At 41.8% G+C, this 24,655-nt stretch carries 22 protein-coding genes; 15 read left to right on the forward strand and 7 right to left on the reverse strand.

Going from position 1 to position 24,655, the window contains the following annotated elements; translation table 11 throughout:
* Window positions 1–22: 22 nt before the first annotated feature.
* The gene (locus tag SOI83_RS00565; protein WP_320676641.1) at window positions 23–1,450 is read left to right on the forward strand and encodes a pyridoxal phosphate-dependent decarboxylase family protein; all 1,428 of its coding nucleotides are present in this window, start codon (window positions 23–25) and stop codon (window positions 1,448–1,450) included.
* An 84-nt stretch (window positions 1,451–1,534) separates the two neighbouring features.
* Here SOI83_RS00565 and SOI83_RS00570 read toward each other — a convergent pair whose 3' ends face one another.
* The 3 genes from SOI83_RS00570 to SOI83_RS00580 form a co-directional block, all read right to left on the reverse strand.
* Window positions 1,535–3,133, reverse strand: coding sequence for a GTP-binding protein (locus SOI83_RS00570; protein ID WP_320676642.1), 1,599 nt, complete (start codon window positions 3,131–3,133; stop codon window positions 1,535–1,537).
* Between the two features lie 72 nt (window positions 3,134–3,205).
* Window positions 3,206–3,685 (reverse strand): signal peptidase II, encoded by a 480-nt coding sequence (lspA, locus tag SOI83_RS00575; RefSeq protein ID WP_320676643.1) that lies wholly within the window; start codon window positions 3,683–3,685, stop codon window positions 3,206–3,208.
* Window positions 3,682–4,254, reverse strand: coding sequence for a biotin transporter BioY (locus SOI83_RS00580; protein ID WP_320676644.1), 573 nt, complete (start codon window positions 4,252–4,254; stop codon window positions 3,682–3,684). Before SOI83_RS00580 ends, lspA begins: the two co-directional genes overlap by 4 nt.
* A gap of 60 nt (window positions 4,255–4,314) precedes the next feature.
* Between SOI83_RS00580 and SOI83_RS00585 the strand changes: the two genes are divergently transcribed.
* Window positions 4,315–4,566 (forward strand): NAD(P)H dehydrogenase assembly family protein, encoded by a 252-nt coding sequence (locus SOI83_RS00585; protein WP_320676645.1) that lies wholly within the window; start codon window positions 4,315–4,317, stop codon window positions 4,564–4,566.
* A gap of 5 nt (window positions 4,567–4,571) precedes the next feature.
* Here SOI83_RS00585 and SOI83_RS00590 read toward each other — a convergent pair whose 3' ends face one another.
* Together SOI83_RS00590 and SOI83_RS00595 are read right to left on the reverse strand one after the other, a co-directional pair.
* Entirely contained in the window at window positions 4,572–5,840 is a 1,269-nt protein-coding gene (locus SOI83_RS00590) for a pitrilysin family protein (protein ID WP_320676646.1), read from the reverse strand.
* Entirely contained in the window at window positions 5,837–7,129 is a 1,293-nt protein-coding gene (locus SOI83_RS00595; RefSeq protein WP_320676647.1) for a pitrilysin family protein, read from the reverse strand. The genes SOI83_RS00590 and SOI83_RS00595 overlap by 4 nt, the downstream gene beginning before the upstream one ends.
* Here SOI83_RS00595 and SOI83_RS00600 point away from each other — a divergent pair.
* The 11 genes from SOI83_RS00600 to SOI83_RS00650 all read left to right on the forward strand — a co-directional run bounded on the left by SOI83_RS00600 (window position 7,095) and on the right by SOI83_RS00650 (window position 18,325).
* Window positions 7,095–7,898, forward strand: coding sequence for a phycocyanobilin:ferredoxin oxidoreductase (locus SOI83_RS00600; RefSeq protein WP_320676648.1), 804 nt, complete (start codon window positions 7,095–7,097; stop codon window positions 7,896–7,898). The two genes, SOI83_RS00595 and SOI83_RS00600, sit on opposite strands and share 35 nt — an antisense overlap.
* Before the next feature lie 38 nt (window positions 7,899–7,936).
* Window positions 7,937–8,800, forward strand: a complete 864-nt coding sequence (locus SOI83_RS00605) for an HlyD family efflux transporter periplasmic adaptor subunit (protein ID WP_320677775.1) — start codon at window positions 7,937–7,939, stop codon at window positions 8,798–8,800.
* The gene (devC, locus tag SOI83_RS00610; RefSeq protein WP_320676649.1) at window positions 8,797–9,969 is read left to right on the forward strand and encodes an ABC transporter permease DevC; all 1,173 of its coding nucleotides are present in this window, start codon (window positions 8,797–8,799) and stop codon (window positions 9,967–9,969) included. Before SOI83_RS00605 ends, devC begins: the two co-directional genes overlap by 4 nt.
* Before the next feature lie 108 nt (window positions 9,970–10,077).
* Window positions 10,078–10,704, forward strand: a complete 627-nt coding sequence (locus SOI83_RS00615; RefSeq protein ID WP_414153421.1) for an ATP-binding cassette domain-containing protein — start codon at window positions 10,078–10,080, stop codon at window positions 10,702–10,704.
* A 41-nt stretch (window positions 10,705–10,745) separates the two neighbouring features.
* Window positions 10,746–10,901, forward strand: a complete 156-nt coding sequence (locus SOI83_RS00620) for a hypothetical protein (protein WP_006171625.1) — start codon at window positions 10,746–10,748, stop codon at window positions 10,899–10,901.
* A 97-nt stretch (window positions 10,902–10,998) separates the two neighbouring features.
* Window positions 10,999–11,952 carry a glycosyltransferase family A protein gene (locus SOI83_RS00625; RefSeq protein WP_320676651.1) on the forward strand — a complete coding sequence of 318 codons (954 nt, stop codon included), beginning with the start codon at window positions 10,999–11,001 and terminating at the stop codon, window positions 11,950–11,952.
* Window positions 11,953–12,072: 120 nt separating this feature from the next.
* Window positions 12,073–12,789: a 30S ribosomal protein S2 gene (gene rpsB, locus SOI83_RS00630; RefSeq protein WP_320677777.1), complete on the forward strand. Its 717-nt coding sequence runs from the start codon at window positions 12,073–12,075 to the stop codon at window positions 12,787–12,789.
* 83 nt (window positions 12,790–12,872) lie between these two features.
* On the forward strand, window positions 12,873–13,529 hold the full coding sequence (gene tsf, locus SOI83_RS00635; RefSeq protein WP_320676652.1) for a translation elongation factor Ts: 657 nt from the start codon (window positions 12,873–12,875) through the stop codon (window positions 13,527–13,529).
* A 2-nt stretch (window positions 13,530–13,531) separates the two neighbouring features.
* Window positions 13,532–14,728, forward strand: coding sequence for a hypothetical protein (locus SOI83_RS00640; RefSeq protein ID WP_320676653.1), 1,197 nt, complete (start codon window positions 13,532–13,534; stop codon window positions 14,726–14,728).
* The gene (gene recG, locus SOI83_RS00645) at window positions 14,698–17,235 is read left to right on the forward strand and encodes an ATP-dependent DNA helicase RecG (RefSeq protein ID WP_320676655.1); all 2,538 of its coding nucleotides are present in this window, start codon (window positions 14,698–14,700) and stop codon (window positions 17,233–17,235) included. The genes SOI83_RS00640 and recG overlap by 31 nt, the downstream gene beginning before the upstream one ends.
* Window positions 17,236–17,590: 355 nt before the next feature.
* Window positions 17,591–18,325: a M15 family metallopeptidase gene (locus SOI83_RS00650; RefSeq protein WP_320676657.1), complete on the forward strand. Its 735-nt coding sequence runs from the start codon at window positions 17,591–17,593 to the stop codon at window positions 18,323–18,325.
* On the opposite strand, the gene SOI83_RS00655 is transcribed toward SOI83_RS00650, so the two are convergent.
* Window positions 18,280–20,076 carry an NADPH-dependent assimilatory sulfite reductase hemoprotein subunit gene (locus tag SOI83_RS00655; protein ID WP_320676658.1) on the reverse strand — a complete coding sequence of 599 codons (1,797 nt, stop codon included), beginning with the start codon at window positions 20,074–20,076 and terminating at the stop codon, window positions 18,280–18,282. The genes SOI83_RS00650 and SOI83_RS00655 overlap by 46 nt on opposite strands.
* A gap of 79 nt (window positions 20,077–20,155) precedes the next feature.
* Here SOI83_RS00655 and glyS point away from each other — a divergent pair, with 79 nt between their 5' ends.
* On the forward strand, window positions 20,156–22,336 hold the full coding sequence (glyS, locus tag SOI83_RS00660; RefSeq protein ID WP_320676659.1) for a glycine--tRNA ligase subunit beta: 2,181 nt from the start codon (window positions 20,156–20,158) through the stop codon (window positions 22,334–22,336).
* A gap of 49 nt (window positions 22,337–22,385) precedes the next feature.
* Here glyS and chlP read toward each other — a convergent pair whose 3' ends face one another.
* Window positions 22,386–23,735 carry a geranylgeranyl reductase gene (gene chlP, locus SOI83_RS00665; protein WP_320676660.1) on the reverse strand — a complete coding sequence of 450 codons (1,350 nt, stop codon included), beginning with the start codon at window positions 23,733–23,735 and terminating at the stop codon, window positions 22,386–22,388.
* Window positions 23,736–23,847: 112 nt separating this feature from the next.
* Between chlP and SOI83_RS00670 the strand changes: the two genes are divergently transcribed.
* A complete protein-coding gene (locus tag SOI83_RS00670) occupies window positions 23,848–24,582 on the forward strand; it encodes a M15 family metallopeptidase (protein WP_320676661.1) in 735 nt (244 codons plus the stop codon).
* Window positions 24,583–24,655 lie beyond the last annotated feature (73 nt).

Consider the following 24,655-nt stretch of genomic DNA (forward strand, 5'->3'; position numbering starts at 1 on the left):
AAGAGGGAGAATAAAACTTGATTTGTTTTTTATCTTGGCTGGCACTCCCCAAATCAAGCCAGCTAATACATTGGCTTACTTCGCATCTCCAGAGAAATTTGATCCTGAATTACAGAGATTTTTGGAGGATGCAAGTTCGAAGCTATGTACTTGGCTGGGAGAAGCTACTAGGCGGGGACCTCTACCAGCACTTAGTGACCTGCCAGACGTAGCTCCGAAAAAGTCTGGCCTTTCATGGGATCTTTTGCTGGATGATTTTCAGCAGATAATGGATGGGGCATATCAACCTTCCCATCCAGGGGCAATAGCCCATTTAGACCCTCCTCCTTTAACTGCATCAATAGTTGCTGACTTGATTTGTGCTGGCCTTAATAACAACCTTTTGGCGGAAGAGTTGTCTCCAGGCTTAACCAAATTAGAAAGAGAGGTTTGCCGTTGGTTTGCTGATCAGCTTGGTTTACCCCCATCAGCTGGTGGCGTGGCTGCAAGTGGTGGCACTTTAAGTAACTTGATGGCCCTGGTTTTGGCTCGCAATGCTGCGAACTTAGGAACAGATTCAAATGCTGTTGTTCTTGCGAGTCAGGATGCTCATGTCTCATTAGCTAAAGCGATTCGTGTTATGGGCCTAGGTGTTGAATCTCTAGAGCTTGTTTCGACTAATGCTGATGGGAAAATGTCCATTGAGGCTCTGGAGACGCATATTGCTTTACTGAAAAAACAAGGTAGAAATTGTTTTGCCATTGTTGCCACAGCTGGAACCACTGTCCGTGGGGCAATTGATCCTCTTGAGCAAATAGCTGCCATTGCTTTCAGAGAAAATATTTGGCTTCACATTGATGGAGCTATAGGTGGTGCTTTTGCACTTTCATCTTCAACAAAATCTTTGGTTCATGGAATCGGATTGGCTGATTCGGTGACTTTGAACCCGCAAAAAGTGTTAGGTATTACAAAAACTTCTTCACTATTATTGGTTGCCCAGAAGGAAAACCTTTGCACTACTTTTGCAACTGGTCTTCCTTATATAGAGCCTGCTTGGGGGGATGCACATGGTGGTGAAATGGGATTGCAGGGTAGTAGGTCAGCAGAAATTTTAAAACTTTGGATAGGACTTAAACAACTTGGAGAGGATGGTATAAAACAATTGCTTGAAGGTGCTATCGATCGTCGCGTTTACTTAGAGGAGAGAATAGATTTATCTTGTTTTAATTTGGTTAGTGGGCCCTTACATTTAGTTGCATTCAGCCCAAGTAACTTTGATGAGCATCAATCTTCACAATGGTCGTTTTCTACTAGACAAACTTTGTTAGATAACGATCTAATGCTTTCTAGACCGGTCTATAGAAATCGTCATTATTTAAAGGCAGTGCTTGGTAATCCTCATACACAGATCACTCATTTGGATGAGTTGGCTAAAACAATAAATAAATCTCTTAGCGGGTTTAGTATATGAATACAATGCCATCGCGTGGACGACTCGTTGCAATTGTTACTGGGGCTTTTTCAATTGCAATAGCTGTTGTTTATTTGCTATTAATTACCTTTCTTGATTCTCGAGGTCAAATGTTACCTCCTCCTCCCGAGGCCTTGGGCGAGGAGGTAGCTGTCTCAGACTTTTCTGTTGAAGGGGATCAACAACCTCCCTTAAGGCTGTCGCAATAAAGTTTTCTAAAGATGAACCACGACGATTTAAGTCATAGTGATGTTGAACAACTTCTTGAATGCCTCCATCCCCCCAATCTTGATCTTGTTGGAAATAAGTGATGAAGCTTGCACCTGCAACTCGAGTAAGCCAAGCAGCCACAATCCCCTGAATAGCTCTTCCTAACAACAAGCTTGGAAGATTTAAACTTAAGGATGCGCCAATAATAGAGACTCCTCCTTTTACAACTCCAAGGGTTGCAAGGGTTCTGCCGACTGATATAGCAAGCTCTTGAGCTCTGCTTCGGGTTAAATTAATTCCATATATAGCAGCTATTTCCATCACCATTTGAGCATTGACTGCTGCTGCACCTAGTAGGTCAACTCCTGGCAATGGTGTTGCAGTGACAATCCCTCCGCTAATCCAGCTATAACGATCGATCGCCCTTTTGGCAGTTTTTTGTCTTTGTTTGTCCAGTAATCGTCGGCCAGCTTCTCCAAGGGTTTTACATTGCAAAAGTAGGTTGTCGGCTAATAACTCTTCTCCATCTTCATGGAGAACCTTGGCAAGACGTTGTAAAAGTGATCTGATCTCTGGGATGGGCTGTAAAGGCTTTTCACCTGGACGAGGTATCGATTGTGGTGCAGCACTGCAAGGAATAACATCTTCTGGATCGAGTAGTTTTTTGCTGTGACCTCTAAGTAGTTTAATTAGACGCCGCTCTTCTTCTTCGCCTCGTAAATCACATTTATTTAGAACAAGCAGTAGACGCTTGCCCATGGTTGTAAGGCTGTTTATTGCTTCCAGTTCAGAGGACCTTATGTCACCATCTACCACAACTATCATTAGGTCTGCTTGAGCAGCTTTTTTCTTTGCTTCTTTTTCTCGGCTTTTGCCATCTTTACCTGACTCAAGTATTCCTGGGGTGTCGATCAGTTGAAGACCTCTAGTAAAACCCTTTAATCTAAGTCTGTATGTTGCACTTTCGGTGGTTGATCCCATCGCGGCACCTACCTCGCCAACGATTTCATTTAGTAATGCTCGAATAAGAGATGTTTTCCCACTAGAGCCAGTGCCAAATACAACAACAACTAAATCACCTCGATCAAGCTCTTTTCCAACACGCTCTCGCTCCTGTTGAAGACTCTCCCTCGCGATATCATCTTGCAGCTTCTCGAGTAATTTATCGATTCCAATTAAACTCTGTCTCGCTGCCTGTTGTCTGGTTCGAGGTGAGAATTTCGGCTGTTGATCAGTTTGCCTTAATTGCTTACTTTTTTTTTGTATGGATTCCCAAAGTGGTGATCCATATTGTAAAATAGAAATTACAATAATTGCTGCTAATAGTAATAGTAATGGGCCTATTATCCAACCAGGTAATAGATAACTAAGGTCCCAAAGTATGCTCCGGAAAACTTGGAGTAATGTTGATAGAACTATAATAGCCGTGAAGGCTATAAGCATCCAAACTAGTAGACCTTTGCGTTGCATCATTTTATTGGAGACATTCTTTCTTTGTTGGGTTTAGAGCATGTCACAAACATGAGATGATGCCTTGGAGCTTTTTCAATGGACTTGCCCTTTGTTTCTGCGTTTTATTACGTCAACTGCGAAGCACAATAGGGCAATATTGATTGCTATGTCGGCCACATTGAATATTGGGAACTCTATTGGCCTTAGTTCAATAAAGTCGATTACATGCCCAAGCCTCCAACGGTCGAAACCATTACCAATAGTTCCGCCTAAAAGAAAGGCTAAGGACAGTCCTTGCCAGGTATTAACTGGAGCATGATTCCATATCCAGACGATTAAACCTATGCCGACTAAAAGGCTTAGTAAGCCAAGAAAAAAGGTTGAATTAGAAAAAAGACTAAAGGCTGCACCTGTATTTCTTACTATTTGTAGTTGTAATAGCCATGGCAAAAGAGGCTTTGTAATTCCAGGAGAAAGGGCTTGGGTGGCCCACTCTTTGCTTAACTGATCAAGCAAGATTATAAGAAAGCTAATTAAAAGTAATTGCTCACGCTTAAGGAATTTTTTGTTCATTTGATTAATAGAAGCTTTCTTAGAGGTATTGCGATTAGGCCAACACATGCACAAAGGCTTAGTTGGGCCGGCAGAGGTGCAAGGGTGTAGGTGAAAAGTAATTCGGGGAGAGGGTTAGACCATCTAATCATTAAAGAGCCAAATATTAAATTCAAGACTCCACAAGCTTGAAGGGCCATCAGGCCAGCAACCGCCGAAAGGGTCAGGCGAGGTAAATTGTTCATCCCAGCCTGGTTGGCTAGCCGACCTGTTAACCAAGCGGCTGGAATGAAACCAACTAAGAATCCAAAGCCAGGGGTAAATAAATAATCTAGCGTTCCACCTCCATGAAATACTGGTAATTGGAATAAGCCAATTGTTATATAAGCCACTGAAGCTATTACTCCGGCATTGGGACCACAAACTAATGCGGTTAATAACAAAGCAGGAACTTGCCAAGTGCTTGGAAGACTCAGGACTTTCGTTGAGAAGTCTTCGCCTGGTATTAATAACCCTGAAGGCATGAGAGTCCCTACAAGGATCATCATTAGCCCGGCTACCGAACTGGTTAAGGTGACAAGGGGACGCAAATAGGGAAAGTTCCATCTTGACCCATCCTGGTGTAATTAAGTATTCCTTGCAGCGGCCTTATGGAATTCAACATTGGAGATCAAGTCACTCTTGTCGGACCACAGAGGTATCTAAAGACGGCAGATGCAATGCCTGTACTTCGTCCACCTGATCTTGTTTCTGTAACTGATATAGGTGAAATTGTTGAATTGCGGGCTAATGGAAATGCCGCTGTGCGTTTTAGGAGAGGTGTCTTCCTGATTGCTTTGGAACAGCTTGCCCTTGAAGGGGCAAACGATAGGACGAATGATTCCTCTGGGCAGCAGGCCTAGAAGATCTAGATCATTGTGCTCCAATAATTAGAAAGCGTTTCAAGAGTCTTGGGAGGTCCACAGAGACTTAGAAATGGTTTTTGAAGATACTTTTTTGCTGCGTTTTGAAGGTCTGTTGTTTCCAATTGTTCTATAGCTTTTAAAGTTTGAGCATCAAAGTCATTAGATAGGCCCAATAACTTCAATTGGGCCATTCGTTCGGCTCTTTGTGCGCATGTTTGATTGCTGTGGGCTAATTGGCCTCTGAATTTAGAACGGCTCAGTTCTAAATTCTGTTCATTGATCTTATTAGAGGTTAAGTTCCACCATATTTCACTTAAAAGTTTTAATGATAGAAGAGCTTTGTCTTCACTTGTTGAAGCGTGTATTACGAAAGGAGCTGGACCATGTCTTATAGGGTGATGGACTCCTACATCATAGGCCACACCGTGATCTTCTCTTAAACATTTAAACAATACACTGGACATGCCTGAGCCAATATAACAATCAAGGAGTCTTAATGGAAGATCCTCTTTAGTTCCATGTGGAACTGTGGGTTGTCCCATAAGAATAAAAACTTGTTCTGTTTCTTCTGGGTGAAGGGAGATTCTTGGTTGATTTTCTACAGTTAAATTAAAAAGTGAATTATTTAAAGAAATTGTTTTTAGCTCGTTTTTTTTCATTATATTTGGCCAACTTGGAAAAGGATCAAGGCTTTTTACTTGATTGGCAAAATCTTCATTTAATGATCCTGATAAAGTAAGGACTGATGAAGTCAATTGAAGTTCATTGGCTAGTGGCTTAAGTTGCTTGCGCTTTAGCTTGCTTAACTCTTCTTTAAACCCCAAAGGATCATGACCATAGGGAGCATTCCCATATGCATTACAACGCCAACCATCGAAAGCAATTTGAAATGGGTTTTCTTTTTGTCGATGTAGGGCTTGAAGACTAAGTTCTCTTTCGAGTTTGATTTGATCCGTCTCTAAATGTGGTTCTATAACCATCCAACCAAGAAGAGGCAGAAGTCGTTTTGCATCACTTTTTGCACATTTGAGGCTAATCAATATTCCGTCTTCATTTATGTCGCACCTCAGTCCTGCGCCGCAGCCTTCTACTAAGTCAGCTAACGCAATGTTGTCATAAGGTCCACAACCTCTGCTTAACAGTGATCCTAGTAATTGATGGGCACCTCTTTGGTTAAAAGGATCAGCACTACTGCCTCCTCTAAGTAAGAGCTTTGCTGCAATGATTCCAGGAGTTTTCCTTGGGTCTAGCAATATTTTGAGAGTGCTCATGGCTTTTCTTTTGTCGGCCTTGCAATGAGAATGAAACCCATCTCAGGTTGAAGTAACGGAAAAATTCTTTTTTGCAAAGCCTCTCCAGACCATTCATTGATTTGTTTAAGGGGCTCTAACAAAGCTTGATGGCGATTCCAAAGAGATTGATTTCCAGAAATTGCAGCAACTTGGCTAGGTGCCTCTAGGTTGAAGCAGAGCCCATTTCTTACTAGTTGGGTGGCTCTTAGCAATTCTTTCTCTTCAAGAGATGATTCGAGGGCTTTTTTAAGAATAAGTGTAATCTCCTTCTCAAGTTCTTCCAAATGGTTCTCCATTAAGCATGCTTCAAGTACAACAAGGCTGCCTTGCTCTAAAACAGTTATATCCATGTCTATCGATTCAACTATTTGTAGGTCTTCTCTTAAATGTTGAACTAGCCGACTTCTTCTGCCTTCGGCCAATAGGGAAGTGGCAATATCTGCACCCATAATCATTTCCTGATTATTTGCAGCTGGCATGGGCCAAGCTATTAGCAATCTTGAAGACTCGAGTCTGGGAATAAATATTTCTTGTCTCCCTTTCCTAAATGTTAGATTTCTTGGATTTTTTTGATCAGCATTATCTTCCTTTTGACTGGAAAGAGTACTTAGAGGACTATTTGAGATTAGCTCCTTAATATTATGAGGAATAGATCCAGCTATTGAAAGACAAATATTTGGGCCAACATAGTGATTCTGGTGAAAGCTTCTCATTTGTTTTGGATTACTTTTTATAAGACTTTCTCTTTGTCCAAGGATTGCTCTCCCGTACGGGTGATTTGGCCAACAACTTTGAAGTAGTTTTTGGATTACTTGCTCGTCAGGTTGGTCTCTATATTGAGCAATCTCTTCTAGAACGACTTCTCTTTCGATTGAATAAGCATTTTCATTTAGTTGAGGTTTCAGGACAAGGTTTAGTAGAAGTTCTAATGCCTTAACTGCACCATCAGGAGGTACAAGTACGTAAAAATGAACATCATCAAAGCCAGTAGCGGCATTACTGCTCCCACCAAGTGCTTCGATTGCAAAATCAAATTCTCCAGCAGCCAGATTTTGACTGCCCTTGAACACCATGTGCTCAAGGAAATGAGCTAGGCCTTCCTCTCCAGGAAGCTCTTTTGCGCTTCCTGCTTTGCACCACAGGTCTAGACATGTCAAAGGGGCGTCTGGCATTGAAGCGAGAACGCAGGTAGTACCGTTTGAAAGTGACCACTCTTGTAGGTTTGGTCCTTGGATGGATCTTGCCAGAGGTTTTTGGAAAAGGTCCATTCTGATCCCTGTTGCAAGCGTGTTGGCTTCTTCTGAAATCAGTTGCGATGGATTTCACCCTTTCTTGGCATCCATGGCTAAGAGGATCAAACTTCGCAGGGACACGTTTCCTGAGCTATTACCAATAGATTTACCTACTGAGTTTAAAGATGTTTCAGGTACCCTTGATGGTGAGGAATTGATCATATTTAATGAGGTTCATTGCTGTCTGGGTCTTCGTAAACTGCATCTTGAAATGGCCAAGATGGGTTCCGGGCTTCAAATTTTGCATTGCGTCTTTTTCCCAGAGCCAAGTTTTGATTTGCCAATTTTTGGAGTTGATCTAGTCGCAGGACCTTCTGGAATATCTGCTGCAATTGTTGACCTTTCTCCTGTAGGCGCAAAATTACCGGGCGAGATCAGAGTGGCTCTGGAATCACTAAGAGTGCCTTCGTTCAAGAATGTGAGGCAGTTGCCTTCGTGGGGATCAATTTTTTCAAGCTTTGTTTGTTTTATTAGACCTTCTTCTCCTAAAGAGGAGGATTCGTTTTTGGCCGTTGTGGACAGTTATTTGTTCATACTCAGGTCTGCTCTGGTTAAGACTGCTGCAGATTCAGTTGATGATGCATCTACTATTCAGCGGCATAAGGGTCAGCTTCTGTATTGCCTTCAACAGAAACGCAACGACAAAACCAGAAGTGTTCTTGCAAACGCTTTCAATCCTCTATGGGCGGATCGCTATATAGAACGAATTTTGTTCGACAACCCACCTCCTTTAAAGAAACACTGAACATTTCTGTGCGCTCGCTTATTCCCTTATTGAGCTTTATGGCCCCTATGGTCCTTTCTAGTTGTGTATTGGGTCCCGAAGCAAATAGAAGTGCTAACGAAACTGAAATAGTTGAGCCTCTTCCACTGACGGCTGTCGCTGCACTCGGGAGGTTGGAGCCAGCTGGAGAGGTACGCCGACTGGCCGCACCAGTTAGTGGTTTTGGTGGAACTCCTCGAGTTGCTGTTTTAAATGTTCAAGAAGGTGATGAGGTTAAGAAAGGGCAAACACTTGCTGTTTTTGACAACAGGCCTCAAATCCTCGCGGATTTGGCTGGTATTCGCGCACGTTTGAGAACTATTGAGATTGAGATTCTTATGAAGGAACGTGAGGTAAGTCGGTATGAATTGTCTGCTCAACAAGGAGGCACACCATTAGTTGTATTTGAATCAAAGCAAGATGAATTAATTAAGTTAGAAGGTAAGAGACAAGAGTCTTTCGCAAAGTTAACTGGTTTAGAGGCAGATTTGGCTGATAGTGAATTAAAAACACCTATAGATGGTGTTGTACTTAGAATCCATACCCGAGCGGGAGAGAGACCAGGTATTAATGGTGTTCTAGAAGTTGGAGCAAATAAAACAATGGAAGCATTAATTGAGGTGTATGAGTCAGACGTAAACAGGGTTAAATTTGGTCAGGAAGTAACTATGATTAGTGAAAATGGAGGCTTTAAAGGCATCCTCAAAGGCCGCGTAGAAAGGATTAGTCCACAAGTACGTCAAAGGAATGTTTTGTCTACTGATCCGACTGGAGATGCAGATGCAAGAATTGTTGAAGTTCGTGTAAGCCTTGACCCTTCATCATCAGCTTTAGTTACTCATCTCACAGGTATGAAGGTAATAGCTCGCTTTAAGCCATCGTGAAGTTTGGTTTTTTGCAAAGACGAAGAATTCCTCTCGCTTGGCTTTTACTTACTAGGCAGCCCTTAAGGCTTTTGGTCGCTTTGGCTGGAATTAGCTTTGCAGGAATATTGATGTTTATGCAGTTGGGATTTAGAGACGGACTTTTTGATGCAAGTGTAACTGTTCACCGCTTATTTGATGCTGACTTAGTTCTAATGAGTCCTAGGTCCATGAGCTCAATAAGTATGAGTGGTTTTCCGAGAAGAAGGCTTGTGCAAGCCATGGCTCATGATGATGTTGTAGGTATAACTCCTGTTAATTGGAATTTTCTTCTTTGGCGTAACCCAGAAACTTTGTCAACACGATCTCTTTTAGCACTAGGTTTTGAGCCGGATGATCCTTTGTTTATTGATCCGAACCTTGCCTTGAAAGCAAGGACTCTTACTAACCCAGGAAGAGTCCTTTTTGATGAGCTTTCAAGGCAGGAGTTCGGGCCAGTAGCTGATTGGTTTCGTCGAGGCAAGATTGTTGAGACTGAGTTGGCAGGTAAAAGAGTTCGAGTGTCTGGCTTGGTCAAATTGGGACCTTCTTTTGGTGCTGATGGAAATGTATTGACTAGTCGAGAGACTTTTCTTCAATTATTGCCAACTACACCACCAGGAAGTATTGAACTTGGCTTAGTCAGGCTAAGAAAAGGAACAGACCCAGAGAGTGTTGCGCAAACTCTTAAAGCAAGTTTGCCTGAAGATGTAAGTGTGTTTACTCGTCAAGCTTTTATTGAATTTGAGAAAAATTATTGGAGGACTAGTACATCAATTGGGTTTATTTTTAGCTTGGGGGCTGCTATGGGTTTTGTTGTTGGCTCTGTAATCGTTTATCAGATTTTATATTCTGACGTAAGTGATCATTTGCCAGAGTATGCCACCCTTATGGCTATGGGCTATCAATTAAAAACTTTATTAGGAGTGGTTGCTAGAGAAGGGGTTTTGTTAGCAATTATGGGGTATGTCCCTGCATATGCTGCTGGACAAGGATTGTATGCATTAGTAAGAAGCTCGACTAAGCTTCCAGTTGCGATGGATTTCTCTAGGGCAACATTGGTATTCCTTTTAATATTAATTATGTGTATGTGTTCTGCAATGCTTGCTATGCGTAGGTTAATAGATGCAGACCCTGCAGAGATTTTCTAGGTAGTTGAGCTAATTTTCTATTTGTTTTTTAACATGCAATTTATAGAGAAAGGTAGTCACCCCTTTGTTGAGATAACTGACTTATGTCACTGGTTCGGCAAGGGAGAAATGAAACGTCAAGTGCTTCAATCGTTGAGCTTGGAGGTGGCGCCAGGGGAGGTCGTATTACTTACTGGACCTTCTGGCTGTGGTAAGACAACACTTTTGACTTTGATAGGAGCATTGCGAAAAGTCCAAAAAGGGAAACTTTTTGTTTTAGGTAAAGATGTACGAGGTCTTGGACGTAGAGGGCGTCAAGGCTTAAGGAGAAATATTGGCATGATTTTTCAGGGTCATAATCTTTTGCGATGTTTGACTGCAGAGCAAAATGTCCAAATGGGCGCAGACTTACTTAAGGGCTTTAGCTACAGAGCAAGACGAGATCAGGCTCGTGAATGGTTGAGAGTGGTTGGTTTGGAAGACCAGTTAAATAAGCTCCCTCATGATCTTTCCGGAGGGCAGAAGCAAAGGGTAGCGATCGCAAGGGCATTAGCAGCGCGTCCAAAGCTCCTTTTGGCAGATGAACCTACCGCCGCTTTGGATAGTGTTACGGGAAGAGAAGTGGTTGATTTGTTGAAAAAACTAGCTAAAGAACAAGGCTCTGCAGTGCTTATGGTCACCCATGACCCCAGGATCCAAGGGGTTGCTGATAGGTTGTTAAAAATGGAAGATGGTCGACTTGCCTCCACTTTTTAGTAAGTTGGTTGAACCTCTTTAAAAACTCCGACTAAACAATCATGGCTAAGCGAAGAAATCTGAAGAAAGAGAAACAAGAGCGCAATCGTGCCTATGCACGCAAATTTAAGAAGAGAAAGCTTCGCAATGATGGAAGGGGTGAGGGTGCTGGAAATGGAGTAACAGGTACTGCAAATAATGGTGGAGCTGCTGACTGATTGTCGATCTGAGAGAAGTCTGTTTATTTTATAGACTTCTTTCTAGAAGCCCTTTAGGGTCATAATCTGTCTTTCACAGGATCTGTGCCCTCCAAGGATGTTTATAAGCGTCGTTATACCTACTTACAATCGGTTGCCTATCCTTAAGAAGTGTCTTTATGCCTTGGAGCATCAGAGATCTCATGCAGAGATAGAAAATTACGAAATTATTGTTGTAGATGATGGTTCAAGCGATGGAACGCAAGAGTGGTTAAGAAGTTGTTCAGAGAATTTTCCTCATCTTCGTCTTTTTCAACAGGAGCATTCAGGCCCAGCTCAAGGTCGAAATCGTGGCGTTGACCAAGCATCAGGTGATGTAATTGTTTTTATTGATAGTGATTTGGTTGTGACAAGTTCTTTTCTAGAATTCCATGCGCTGGCCCTTAAGCAAAGTTGGAAGCTCAACGGAAATCGTAATTGCTTTACCTATGGATCAGTAATTAATACCTCTAACTTTCAATCTCCTACTTCTGAACCTTATAAATTGAATGATCTTTCATGGGCTTATTTTGCAACTGGAAATGTTGCTATCTGCAAGAAATTATTAATTCGCTCTGGCCTTTTCGATACAACATTTAGCCTTTATGGTTGGGAAGATTTGGAACTTGGTGAACGGTTGCGGAAAATGGGGGTAAAGCTAGTACGTTGTCCCAAAGCTGTCGGATATCATTGGCATCCTCCATTAAGTCTTGAACAGATTCCTGGCTTGATAAGAGTCGAACTTGAAAGAGCTAAAATGGGACTTATTTTTTATCGAAAACACCCCACTTTTAGAGTTCGTTTCATTATTCAGTTCACCTGGCTACATTTTTGCCTTTGGGAATTACTCACTCTTTTTGGCTTGATAAATGAAAGGAGTCTTAGACCCTTACTTGCCTTTTTGATCAGAAGAGGTAGGCCAGGACTTGCCATGGAGCTTTTGCGACTCCCTTTAAACAGGATTTGTGTCCGTCAGATCTTTAGGGAAGCATCACTACTAAGGATGCGTAGAGTCGATAATTTGATAAATTAAGACGTTCTCTTAAATTCCGCACACCTGTCTGTTTCGGGTGATGTTGGCAAAGGTAAGCCAATCTTGGTTTATCTCATAACATCCCTGTCAGGTGGAGGCGAACCCGAAACCCCAAAATTTATGGCTGTTGTCACTCTCTCCGAGATGATGGAGGCTGGTGCTCACTTTGGGCATCAGACCAGAAGATGGAACCCAAAGATGTCTCGTTACATCTATTGCGCACGCAATGGAGTTCACATCATTGATCTTGTTAAGACTGCTGTTTGCATGAACAGCGCTTACAAGTGGACTCGATCTGCTGCTCGTAGCGGAAAGAGATTTTTGTTTGTTGGAACTAAAAAGCAGGCTTCTGAAGTTGTTGCAATTGAGGCATCTCGTTGTGGAGCCTCCTACGTAAACCAGCGCTGGTTAGGTGGCATGCTTACTAATTGGTCAACTATGAAGGCTCGGATTGACCGTTTAAAAGACCTAGAAAGGATGGAATCCAGTGGCGCTATTGCTATGCGCCCTAAGAAAGAAGCCGCTGTTCTTCGAAGAGAACTAGAGAGACTCCAAAAATATCTCGGTGGCTTGAAAGGAATGCGACGTCTTCCTGATGTTGTGGTCTTGGTTGATCAGCGTCGTGAGACAAATGCAGTCTTAGAAGCTCGCAAGTTGGACATCCCTCTTATTTCCATGTTGGATACCAACTGTGATCCCGATCTTTGCGAAGTTCCTATCCCTTGTAATGATGATGCAGTTCGCTCTGTTCAACTTGTTCTGGGCAGATTAGCTGACGCAATTAATGAAGGGCGCCATGGATCTAATGATCAACGCGGTCATGGAAGTGACAATTAAGTTTGCTTCTGTAATTAACCTCTCTGCTCTGGCATCTATTTAGCCGAGCTTTTTCTCTTAAATCCTTTTAACTCAAATTAAAAATGGCCGAAGTATCAGCCAAGCTTGTCAAAGAACTGCGTGACAAAACAGGCGCAGGAATGATGGATTGCAAAAAAGCCCTAGGTGAAACTGGTGGTGATGCAACCAAAGCCGTGGAGTGGTTAAGACAGAAAGGCATTGCAAGTGCAGAAAAGAAATCAGGGCGGATTGCTGCCGAAGGAGCTGTTGGCAGTTATATCCATACTGGTGCACGGGTGGGGGTGCTTTTAGAACTAAATTGTGAAACAGATTTTGTTGCCCGAGGAGAACTGTTCCAAGGCCTGCTGAGAGATATATCAATGCAGGTCGCTGCATGCCCGAATGTTGAATACGTCTCTACTGACCAGATTCCGAATGAAGTGGTTGAAAAAGAGAAGTCTATTGAAATGGGGAGAGATGATTTGTCCGGCAAACCTGATCAGATGAAGGTAAAAATTGTTGAAGGAAGGATTGCTAAGAGATTGAAAGAACTTGCATTAATGGAACAACCTTTTATTCGGGATGGTTCAATGTCAGTTGCGGAACTTGTGAAACAAGTTGCAGGTCAGATAGGAGAGAACATTCAAGTTCGTCGTTTCACTCGATATACCTTGGGAGAAGGAATTGAAATTGAGAAAGTTGACTTCGCTACTGAAGTAGCTTCTATGACAGCAGCCTGATTTTGTCGATTAAAAACCAGTTTCCTTCAAAATATGATCCTGAACATCAGCTTGAATCTCTCAAGCTGATATGTAAGAAGTTTGCACCTGTCATTTATAAAGATCAGGCCTTATACCTCCAGTTATTACGAAGTGAATTGAAGAAAGCAGTTCACCAAGCATTGTTTTGTCTTCTTGAAGATTGCGAAAATAACCCTTTAAAGACTTTCCCTGAGAACAAAAGAAGGTCTTTAAAAGAACAAATCGATCAGTTGGTTTCTAAGTGCCTTTCCTTGCTAACGATCGAACATCTAATGGATCTTGCTAGGCAAATGGAGATTGAGAGAAGACTTAAGGATGAGAAGGCTAGAAAACAACTATTGAGAGAGTTGGACCAGGAAGAACCTTCAATTGTTGAGGATAAAGTATCAATTAATTTAGATGAATCCTCCTCAAAAGACCATAAAATTGGCCAATTTCTATTGGGTAGATTTGATAACGACATTTCTTTAGATTCACCTGTTGATAGTTCTAACGAGTTGAATTATGGAGAAGAATTGAGAGATGAACACGACTCAAAAGACAAATGCAATGATCTTTTGGAGGAAGATTTAGGCTCCTCTCCCCCCATTAACAATGATTTAGAGGTTTTACGTTCGCTATTTGCTTTAGCTGGCGAGACACTGAATCCTGACGATGCTAAGGGTGAGGGTGATTTTGAGAATTTAAATCAGCAAGAACTCTCTTTTGAAAGCCAAACAAATTTTGGTAAAGAGTTTCTACCAAGCAATCCAAGAGAGTTGATTAATTGGATGGAATTTATAGACATAGCAACTTCCAGAAGACTAAGGAATCTTTCTCATACGTTAAATATAGAGTTGCTTAGAGCTGGGATTGTAAATACTCTTTTGCCGGTTAACCTTCTTGATGCTGCTATTAGAGGTCAGTTAGAAACACAACCTGTTCCTTCAAATCTTCTTAGGCTCCGACTTCCTGCCCCAAATGGTTCCCTTGAGGACTCTATGGAAATTACTTGTTTATTATTTCGTACGTCTGAGTTGGAATTTGATGCTCCACTTTTACGGAGGTGTAGGTCGCAGTTAAAGCATCATCGTCGTGACCTACTAAGAATGGCTTTACAGCAACGACATTGGCAAAGTCGCTCAGTAGCCAAGGAGGCTCGTCTTTTATGGTGGCAGAAACCTCTAGAAAATTTGTAGAGGTTTCACCTCATGTGCTGACTTCAGATCAGTTAAAACAGTTGTTGGATTGGATTCAACCAATCCAACAGGCTCTTAGAGTGGAAGCAGAGTCTGGTTTTGGCAATCTTCAAGGCAGACAGGAATATTTTGATGTTTTTTTGATTAGGCAACTCTCGAATCCGCCCGACGCGAAGCTTTCTATAGATGCTGTTACTCTTTTAAAACAATTAGTTGAATCTTTTAAGAGTTATTCTCAGAGTAATGATGTAACAAGAAGGAGATTAGTAACAACTACACGCCAGTTCTTACATGAATCTTCAATGAGTTTGAGGCCTGTCGCTCCTGTTGCCTCTCCACGGCTAAAACTTAGTAACTTGGATCAAAAGTTTAAGACTAGAGATGATCTTAATGAATCTTGTAATTTAGATAGCCCTATTTCCTGTATCAAGGGGATTGGTCCTAAGATATCTGAAAAATTAGTTTCTCTTGGAATACTTTTAATACGAGATTTGATTGAGTATTATCCTCGAGATTACCTAAATTATGCCTCTTTAAAGCGCATTCAGGATATTGAAGCAGGAGAAACTGCGACAATTGTTGCAAGTATCAGAAAAGTAAACAGTTTCATTAGCCCTAAAAATCCCAACCTGTCGATCCTTGAATTACATGTGCAAGACCAAACTGGAAAACTTAAGGTAACAAGGTTTTTCGTTGGAAGACGTTTTTCAAGCTATCATTATTTAAAAACTCAGACTAATTTATACCCTCTAGGGTCAATTGTTGCTGTAAGTGGACTTGTTAAAGAAGGCAATTACGGTAAGACTTTTCTGGATCCACTTATAGAAGTTATGGAATCGAAAGAGTCAACTCTTAGATCTAGATGGATAGGTAGATTAATGCCTATTTATTCATTAACTGAGGGTCTCAAAGCAGAACGCTTCCGTTCCTTAGTAGAAGATGTTATGCCCTATGTTTATTTATATAAAGACCCTTTACCTTCGAATAGACTTAAGAATTTAAATCTTGTGAATATTTCCACGGCACTGTCAGATATTCATATGCCAAAGGACAATTCATCATTGCAATTAGCAAGAAGGAGACTTGTCTTTAATGAGTTCCTTATGCTCCAACTTGGTTTACTGCAACGCCGAAAAGAGTTTCGTAAACATCCCTCTCCTGTTTTTGATAGTGTTACAAGAAGAGATGGACTTGTTGGTAGTTTTTTAGCTTTACTGCCTTTTAGCCTTACAGCAGCACAAGAGAGGGTTCTTTCGGAAATCGAGGCTGACTTAACTAGTCTCAAGCCAATGGCACGTTTAGTTCAAGGTGATGTAGGTTCTGGCAAAACTGTAGTTGCTTTAGCATCACTACTTAACGCAGTTCAATCTGGTTGGCAGGGGGCAATAATGGCTCCTACAGAAGTTTTAGCAGAACAACATTATCAAAACTTTTGTAATTGGTTGCCGAAGATCCATGTCACGGTTGCTCTGCTCACAGGTTCAACTTCCTCAACAAAACGTAGGAAGATCCTTGATGACTTAGCGAATGGAACATTAAACATTATTGTTGGCACACACGCCCTTATTGAAGATTCAGTTGTTTTCAACCGATTAGGACTTGTTGTTGTGGATGAACAGCATCGTTTTGGTGTACGCCAACGAAATCTTTTGCTTGATAAAGGTTTGCAACCTCATCTCCTTACAATGACAGCCACTCCTATTCCAAGGACTCTTGCTTTATCTATTCATGGCGATTTGGATGTTAGCCAAATAGATGAACTGCCGCCAGGAAGGATGCCTATTAAAACTCAAATTATTAGCTCAGTGAATAGGAATAAGGCTTACGCGCTTATTAGGAATGAGGTAGATCTTGGGCATAAGGCATATGTTGTATTGCCCTTAATAGACGAATCTGAGAAATTAAATCTCCGTTCAGCGATAGAGACTTACAAGAAGTTATCAGAGGGAGTTTTCGCAGACATTAATGTTGGCTTATTGCATGGACGTATGACCAGTGCTGAGAAGAATGAGATAGTACGAAATTTTGCCTCTGGAACTTGTCAGGTACTTGTTTCTACAACAGTCGTTGAAGTTGGAGTTGATGTTCCTGAAGCAACTGTGATTTTGATAGATCATGCCGATCGTTTTGGTTTGGCTCAACTCCATCAACTACGTGGTCGTGTTGGAAGAGGCCACGCCAAGTCGCATTGTTTGCTTATACATGACCGTAAAAATGATTTGGCTGGTAATCGTTTAGAGGTTTTGGTGAATTCTGACGATGGTTTTGAGATCGCTGAAATTGATATGACCTTACGAGGACCTGGTCAGGTTTTGGGCACAAGACAATCAGGCATTCCAGATTTTGTTTTGGCCAGTTTGGAAGAGGATGGTGATGTGCTTTTGCAAGCAAGGAATGAGGCCATTGCTCTTTTAGAACAGGATCCTGAATTGAATGAGTTTCCTTTGTTAAAAGATTTGCTCAGAAGGTATTGGCATAAGATTCGCGGTAATGAACACCTAAATTAAAGCGCATAATATTTTTTCCACAGGTCCGAGACTCGTATAAGACTCAAATGAGAACAACCTTGCTGTGCGTTGTCTCTTGAAGTCTGTCTATGAATTGAATATTTTGAGACGCTTTCGAGAATTCCTGGATCAAGATTTGCTGACCGAATTCTCGAAAACATACCTTTTTGCAACTGTTTTCGAATAACTGTGACAAAAGGAACAGTCGGGTCAGGCTCTAATAAAAATTTTAAAGTTAAGAGGATTTGAAGGGATTTTGTGCATGCTTTATTTTTAGTCCGTGGGATCCTTAAGAGTTTCCATTTGTGGAAAACCCTCCCTTGCTTGTGGAAATGATTGTTTTAGCCCTTCTTTTATGGACCGACCTTGGACAAAATGGCCAATAAATGAGTGTGGTGAAAACCTTGTAAAAATTCCAGTTTCTTTCTTTCGATTGCAACCTCATCCCTATGTTGCCCTTGGGGCTCCATATCAAAGAATTGATGCGCCTTATTTTTTGAGAAAGGATGTTGTTCGTCGTTTGTTGGCTGCCCAGGATGAGCTTCAGAGAATTGACCCAGAGACCTCTTTGGTAATTTTCGATGGATGGAGGCCTATAAACGTTCAAGCTTTCATGGTTGAACATGCTATTAATCAAGAATGTGAATCAAGGGGTATTGCCCCTCTTGATCCAACTAAAAGATTCGAGCGAAAAAAAGCAATTGAATCTGTTAAGAGGTTTTGGGCGGCACCAAGTTTTGACCCAATGACACCTCCACCTCATAGTACTGGGGGAGCTGTTGACATAACAATTTCTGATGTTAATGGTCGACCACTAGATATGGGGAGTGAGATTGATCAAATTGGAGCTATTTCTGAACCTGATTATTTTTCAGACTTACGGCAGAAAATTGTTACTAATAAAACACGACTTTTTAACTATAGAAGAAGAATTCTGGCTATTGCAATGAGTAAGGTTGGTTTTTTACAACACCCAAATGAATGGTGGCATTTTAGTTATGGAGATCAGATGTGGGCTTTTATCTGTAATGAGAGAGAAGCTATTTATGGAGCTTTGTCTTCAATAGATAATAAGTCTAGAACTGCTTGATCACCAATGGCCTTGATATGAGAACCAAAACTTTTTCTTCCTCCAGATTCTTTCCAATTAATTAATAGTGGCTCAATAGTTCTTTCTAAATCTTTCAAAGGCATTTTTTGAATGTAGGGTTTAGCTAGTCTCTTTAAATTAGGGGTTCCGCCTAGCCACAGCTGATATTGGTCCACTCCACTTCCAACTAATGCCAGCTCGGCCATATATGGCCGAGCACAACCATTAGGACAGCCAGTCATCCTTACAAGGATTGTTTTGTTAATGTCTAGACGTTTCAATTGACTCTCTATTCTTTCAAGGATATTAGGCAAGGATCTTTCGGCTTCTGTTATAGCAAGGCCACATAGTGGTAGTGCTGGACAGGCAATTGCATGTCTTTTAATAGCTGCAGGAGTCGCTGGATTTTTAATACCTAGAGAAGCCAGGGCTTCTTTGATGCTGGAAAGTTGTGTTCCACCAATATTGCAGAGAAGTAAATCTTGGTTGGGTGTAAGGCGGATCTCTAGTTGATATTTTTCTACTATTTCTCTAATACCTTTTTTCAGTCCACCTTCTAACCTGCCTGATAGAAGAGGAATCCCCACAAACCATTTACGGGAACCTTGTCTATGCCATCCAAGATAGTCTTCTAGTTTATCTTTTGGTTCAGGCCTTAGTGGTTTTATTTCATGTTTAAAGTAACTTTTCTGGAGCTCATTCTTAAACCATTCAATTCCTTGGTCGTGAAGCAAATATTTCATGCGAGCATGCCGTCTGGTTTTGCGGTCTCCGTAATCTCTTTGAAGTGCCAATATTGACTGTACTAGTTCTAAAATATAATTTCCAGGTATATAACCAAGAGGATCAGCTGCCCTAGCAAAAGTTTCGTCATTATTATGGGTTCTTCCCATGCCTCCGCCTACGTAAACGTTGCATCCTTTTAGTAGACCTTTTGAATCAGTAAAGGCTACCAGGCCTACATCATTTGTGAGCAAGTCAACAGAGTTATCTCCTGGGACTGTAACTGCACATTTGAATTTACGTGGCATATAGGTAGCGCCATATAGCGGTTCGTTTTTGTCTCCACTAAAGACTCCTTTCTCATATTGTTTGGCACGGGCTTTTTTGACTTGAATGTTGGGTCGTATTTGATAAGTAAGATCTCCATCTACCCAAAGATCCAAATAGGATGTCTCAGCTTGTTTAGGTGATAAAAGATCAGCAATTTGATTGGCAAGCTCTCGCGCTGCAGGATAGGAACCTTTTTCATAAGGAGCTGCAGGAGCCATAACATTGCGAGTGATATCTCCACAGGCCGCGAGGGTTGAACCCATTGACACAAGGATTTTGCCAATTACTTGTTTAAGATTTGCTTTGCTAACACCATGCATTTGAAATGCTTGGCGCGTTGTCGCACGAAGAGTCCCATTACCTAAGGCGTTAGAGAGATTATCTAGTTCAACAAATAATGATGCAGGAATCCTCCCTCCAGGACTCCTAAGCCGGAGCATCATCTGCCAGTCCTTCCCTAGGCCTTTTTTGCGGTTATCTCGATTGTCTTGTTGATAACTACCGTGAAACTTCAGCAGCTGCAGGGCGTCATTTGAGAAATGGTCACTTTTTGCCGATAGTTCCGAGGCAAGGGGCTCTTGTAGATAGCCACTTTTTTCCTTGAACTCCTCGAACTTACTTGTTCCGGAACCAGTTGCTATGCAAGGTGAGAATCTTGTCTCTACCTTTTTGTCCAATGCTGTGTCCCCTGCGGTCACGGCGTCATTATTTTTCTATTACACGGTAGCGAAGTTCACAGCACTTTTTACCAATCGATTTATATACAGTGTCAACCAGATGCCCTTGGCAGACTTGTCGACCTTTTTGCTTGAGATCGGTACTGAGGAATTGCCAGCAGATTTCGTAAGACTTGCACCCCCTCAGCTGGAAAAGTTGGTTAGTCAACACTTTGAACAGCGGAGGCTTGGTTACGGAAAAATTCTTTCAACGGCGACTCCTAGGCGAATTGTCTTATTAGTCGATGATTTGGCTTCAAAGGCTGAGGACTTTGAAGAGGAGAGAAAAGGGCCTCCAGCGAGTACGGCCTTTGTGAATGGTTCTCCAACTGCTGCTGCAATTGGGTTCGCAAAGCGATTTGGCTTAGAAGTCAATGATCTAGAAGTGCGAGAAACTGCAAAAGGGGCCTTCGTTTTTGCAAAGGTTATTGAACAGGGGGTTTCTGCGAATGAATTGCTCGCTGAAATTATTCCTAATTTGATAGCGGCTCTACAGGGGAAGCGATTTATGCGTTGGGGTACTGGTGAAAGACGTTTCTCTAGACCGATTCGCTGGTTGGTTTCTCTTTTAGACAGTGAAGTAGTTCCTGTGTGCCTTGATGGCGGTGACCCTAAAGTTCTTGCGGGTAAAAGCAGCAGAGGCCATAGACTTCACAAACGCATAGTAAATATCGAATCAGCAAGTTCATATTTGGATTCTCTTTTACATGCAGGTGTAATGGTTGAAAGGACTGAGCGCAATCAATTTATTAAAGGAGAAATTGAAAAGTCAGCCGAAAAACTCAATGCTATTGCGGATGTTCCACAAACATTACTAGATGAACTAACTGATTTAGTTGAGTCGCCAGACCTTATAGAAGGTGAAGTGGATGATTCTTTCTTGGACTTGCCAGCAGAAGTTCTTAGTACCGTAATGCGACTTCATCAGCGTTATATACCTCTTTATAAAAAAAATGCATCTAAAGATTCACTTGAACTTCAGGCAAGAAACGATCTTCTCCCCCGTTTTATTTGTATTGGCAATGGATTGAAGGAATCAAGACCTAGTATTAAGCGAGGTAATGAGAGAGTCCTTAAGGCAAGGCTTGCTGATGCGGAATTCTTTGTTCAAGCTGACAGAGCAGTTAAAAGCTCGATCAGATGTGAGCAACTGGCTCAGGTTACCTTTGCCGATGGCCTTGGTTCAGTGCTTGATAGGGTTCATCGACTGGAATGGGTAGCTCAGTTGTGCCTGAGTCATTTAACACTTGCTAACTCTGTCTCTGAAAATGTACTCCGAGCAGCGAGTCTTTCAAAACATGATTTAGTTAGTCAGATAGTTGGAGAATTCCCAGAACTACAAGGGATTATGGGCGCTAAATATTTAATTGCTGAGGAAGAGTCAAGAGAAGTTGCTCTTGCTGTTTCAGAACAATATCTTCCAAGAGGAGCAGGTGATCTTCTGCCTGAGTCTGAGGCTGGGGCTGTTTTAGCTTTAGTAGATAGATTGGAGCTTTTGATAAGCATCTATTCAAAAGGAGAGCGACCAAGTGGGTCTTCTGATCCTTATGGCTTGAGACGAGCTGGAAATGGGATTTTGCAGATTTTGTGGTCAAGAGGATTAAAACTAAATCTTTATGAGGTTTGTCAACTGGCTACAATTCATTGGTCAAAACTTTTCCCTGATTTTAGTATTGATCATTCTTCATTGTTTATTGATATTGGAGAATTTTTTCAGCAAAGAATTAGTACTTTATTGGAGGAGGCTGGGGTTGATATTGATATTGCTCAAGCAGTTTCAGGGAAAGGAACCTCGATAAAAAGATTGCTTTCTGACCCATCAGACTGCAGAACAAGAGCTAATCTCCTGACAGACATGAGAAGAACTGGTGAGTTGATTAAGCTTCAAGCTGTGGTAACTCGAGCATCAAGATTGGCAGAGAAAGGTGATCTTACTCTTGATATATTGAGTGCATCAGGGGTAGTAAATCCTAGTCTATTCGAGAAGAAGAGTGAGCATCAGATGCTTTCTGTAATCAATAGTCTTGAACCTATAGCAGTAGGAAAACTCGAGTCTGGCTATAAACAATTGGCTGATGGTTTGCAGTCAAGTACAGAAGCTCTTTCGTGTTTCTTTGATGGTGATCAAAGTGTAATGGTAATGACTGAAAACTTGGAAGTTCGTAAGAACCGCTTGAACATGTTAGGTGTGCTAAGAAATCAGGCCAGGCTTTTGGCGGATTTCAGTCAAATAGTTGGTTAACTTTATTGGTAAGATTTTTTGGTTAATTATAGACCTGTAAAAACTTGCTTTACTTAGAGCTTTTTCTCGCTCCTACTTTAATACCGCCTTTAATTGTGCTTACTTTTAACATAGCAGTTACTTCTTCTTCATTGCGCACGGCACTCGGTACTGGTTTGTAGCGCGCCGGTGCAAGTGCTCTGCCACGAAGTACTGAACCGAAGGTAAGGAAAGTAAGTTTAATTTGCTGCCAGGGATTCATAGCAACTACACGCTTATATAAGTAACTGTCAAAAGTTAACCTCTGAACATCTTTGTCATCACACATCTCTACAAAAGCTTCTCTAGCAGAATCGCTTGTATAGAAAATATTTTGCAGTATTTCTAGGACTTTATATGTAGTGCCATATTTCTTGTCCCACTTTTTGAGATATTTTTTTAGTTCTCCTTCGCTGGGCACTATCTTGCCACCCTGGCTCGATTCAACAACTTGCTCTGCGCACATTCTCCCACTCTTCGCTGCAAAATATATCCCTTCGCCTGAACTTTTGGTTACGTATCCAGCCGCATCACCAACTAATGCCATTCGTCCTACTACTCTCCTTGGGCGTGGATGTTCGGGAATTGGATGGGCCTCTACCTTGATTACTTCGCCATTAACAAGTCTTTTTTTCGCTCTTTCCCGAACCCCTTCTTGAAGACTTTTAATGAGCGATTGGTTTTCTTGCATCGTTCCAGTACCAACAGCTACGTGATCATATTTTGGGAAAACCCAACCATAGAAATCAGGAGACACATCAGTGCCAACATACATTTCTGCCAGGTTTTCGTAATAACTCATTTCTTTTTCAGGAAGCTTTATTCTCTCTTGAAAAGCTATTGCGACGTTGTAGTCACCAGCATCCATTGCCTTCGCAACACGACTATTTGCACCATCGGCACCAATTAATAGATCAACTTCTAGAGTTTTGGTTTCACCAGTGGCATCACCATTTGAATAGTCAGAATAAGTAAGTGTGTATGGCCCTTGGCGCTGTGCTCCAGTGTCAATTTTGGTAACTAGGCCATTGATTAATGTCGCTCCTAGCTCTGCTGCACGATTTCTCATAAACGCATCCATTACTTCCCTGCGGCACATTCCTATGTATTCGTTCTCTTCTTGAGTGCCATAAACAGTGTCTAGGCTTATGTCCACTTCACGATTTGAAGGTGAAATCATGCGCATATTCCGAACTTTGCGATCAATAATTTCTTCTGGTAAATCAAATTCTGAAACCATACACAGTGGAATTGCTCCTCCACAGGGCTTGGCATTGTCAAGTTTTCGCTCAAAGATCCAGGTTTTTATGCCTGCTTTAGCCAAAGTTTCTGCGGCGCAGGACCCACTAGGACCACCCCCAATCACGGCAACACGCAACATTCTTTAGGACCACAATCTTGATTGTGTTTTGAAAGCTAACACTGCGAGAAACATTCATGCAGATTGAATTGCCTTAGACCGTTACGATCGACACATCTAATGCATCAATTCTGTGGCTCGAGCTAGCACCGCTCAGAGCATCAAGAGGGATGAAATCCCTCTCGCAAAACGTTCAAGTTCCAGGCGCTGGAGAGGACTTTCTCAGTTGTGGCTCTTGGTACTGATGGCCTTCAGCGTGGGAGGAATCGTTTTTACAGCTTCTTTACAAAAAGGCTTTGTCCTTTTCGGTAACACACAAAAAAATACAAACACAACGGCTAAGGAGCTGGTTGAAGATCGACGATTACGAGGACACTTCCCCTATGCAGAAGTTGACTCTTCTTTACTAACTGAGATATCGCCGGGCCTTTCTGTTCATATTGATACAGCTAAGGCATTAAGGAATATGCGTAATGCCGCATCAGCAGCAGGAGTAAACCTGACCCTATTAAGTGCCTACCGGTCTCATGAATTGCAGAGACAAATCTTTTTTGAAATTAAATCTGAGAGGAATCAAACAGCCACTGAAAGAGCAACAGTATCAGCTCCTCCAGGGCACTCCGAGCACAGTACCGGCTATGCGATTGATCTTGGTGACGCAACTCGACCCGAGACGCATTTTGAGACTACGTTTGAAACCACTGAGGCTTTTCGTTGGCTTAGAAACAATGCGGCTAAATATCACTTCATAATGTCCTTCCCTAGGAACAACCCCCATAAGGTGAGCTATGAACCCTGGCATTGGAGGTTTGAGGGGACTGCGGCAGCGCTCCGAGAATTTGAGGAAGCCAATAGATTTACTCCTTGAATACAAGCTCTTTGCTTGTAAAAGCTAACTATCCTTTCGTAATCAACATAAAGGGTTTGAAAGGCTCATTTTG

It is taken from the genome of Prochlorococcus sp. MIT 1300, assembly GCF_034092375.1.
GTDB lineage: Bacteria > Cyanobacteriota > Cyanobacteriia > PCC-6307 > Cyanobiaceae > MIT-1300.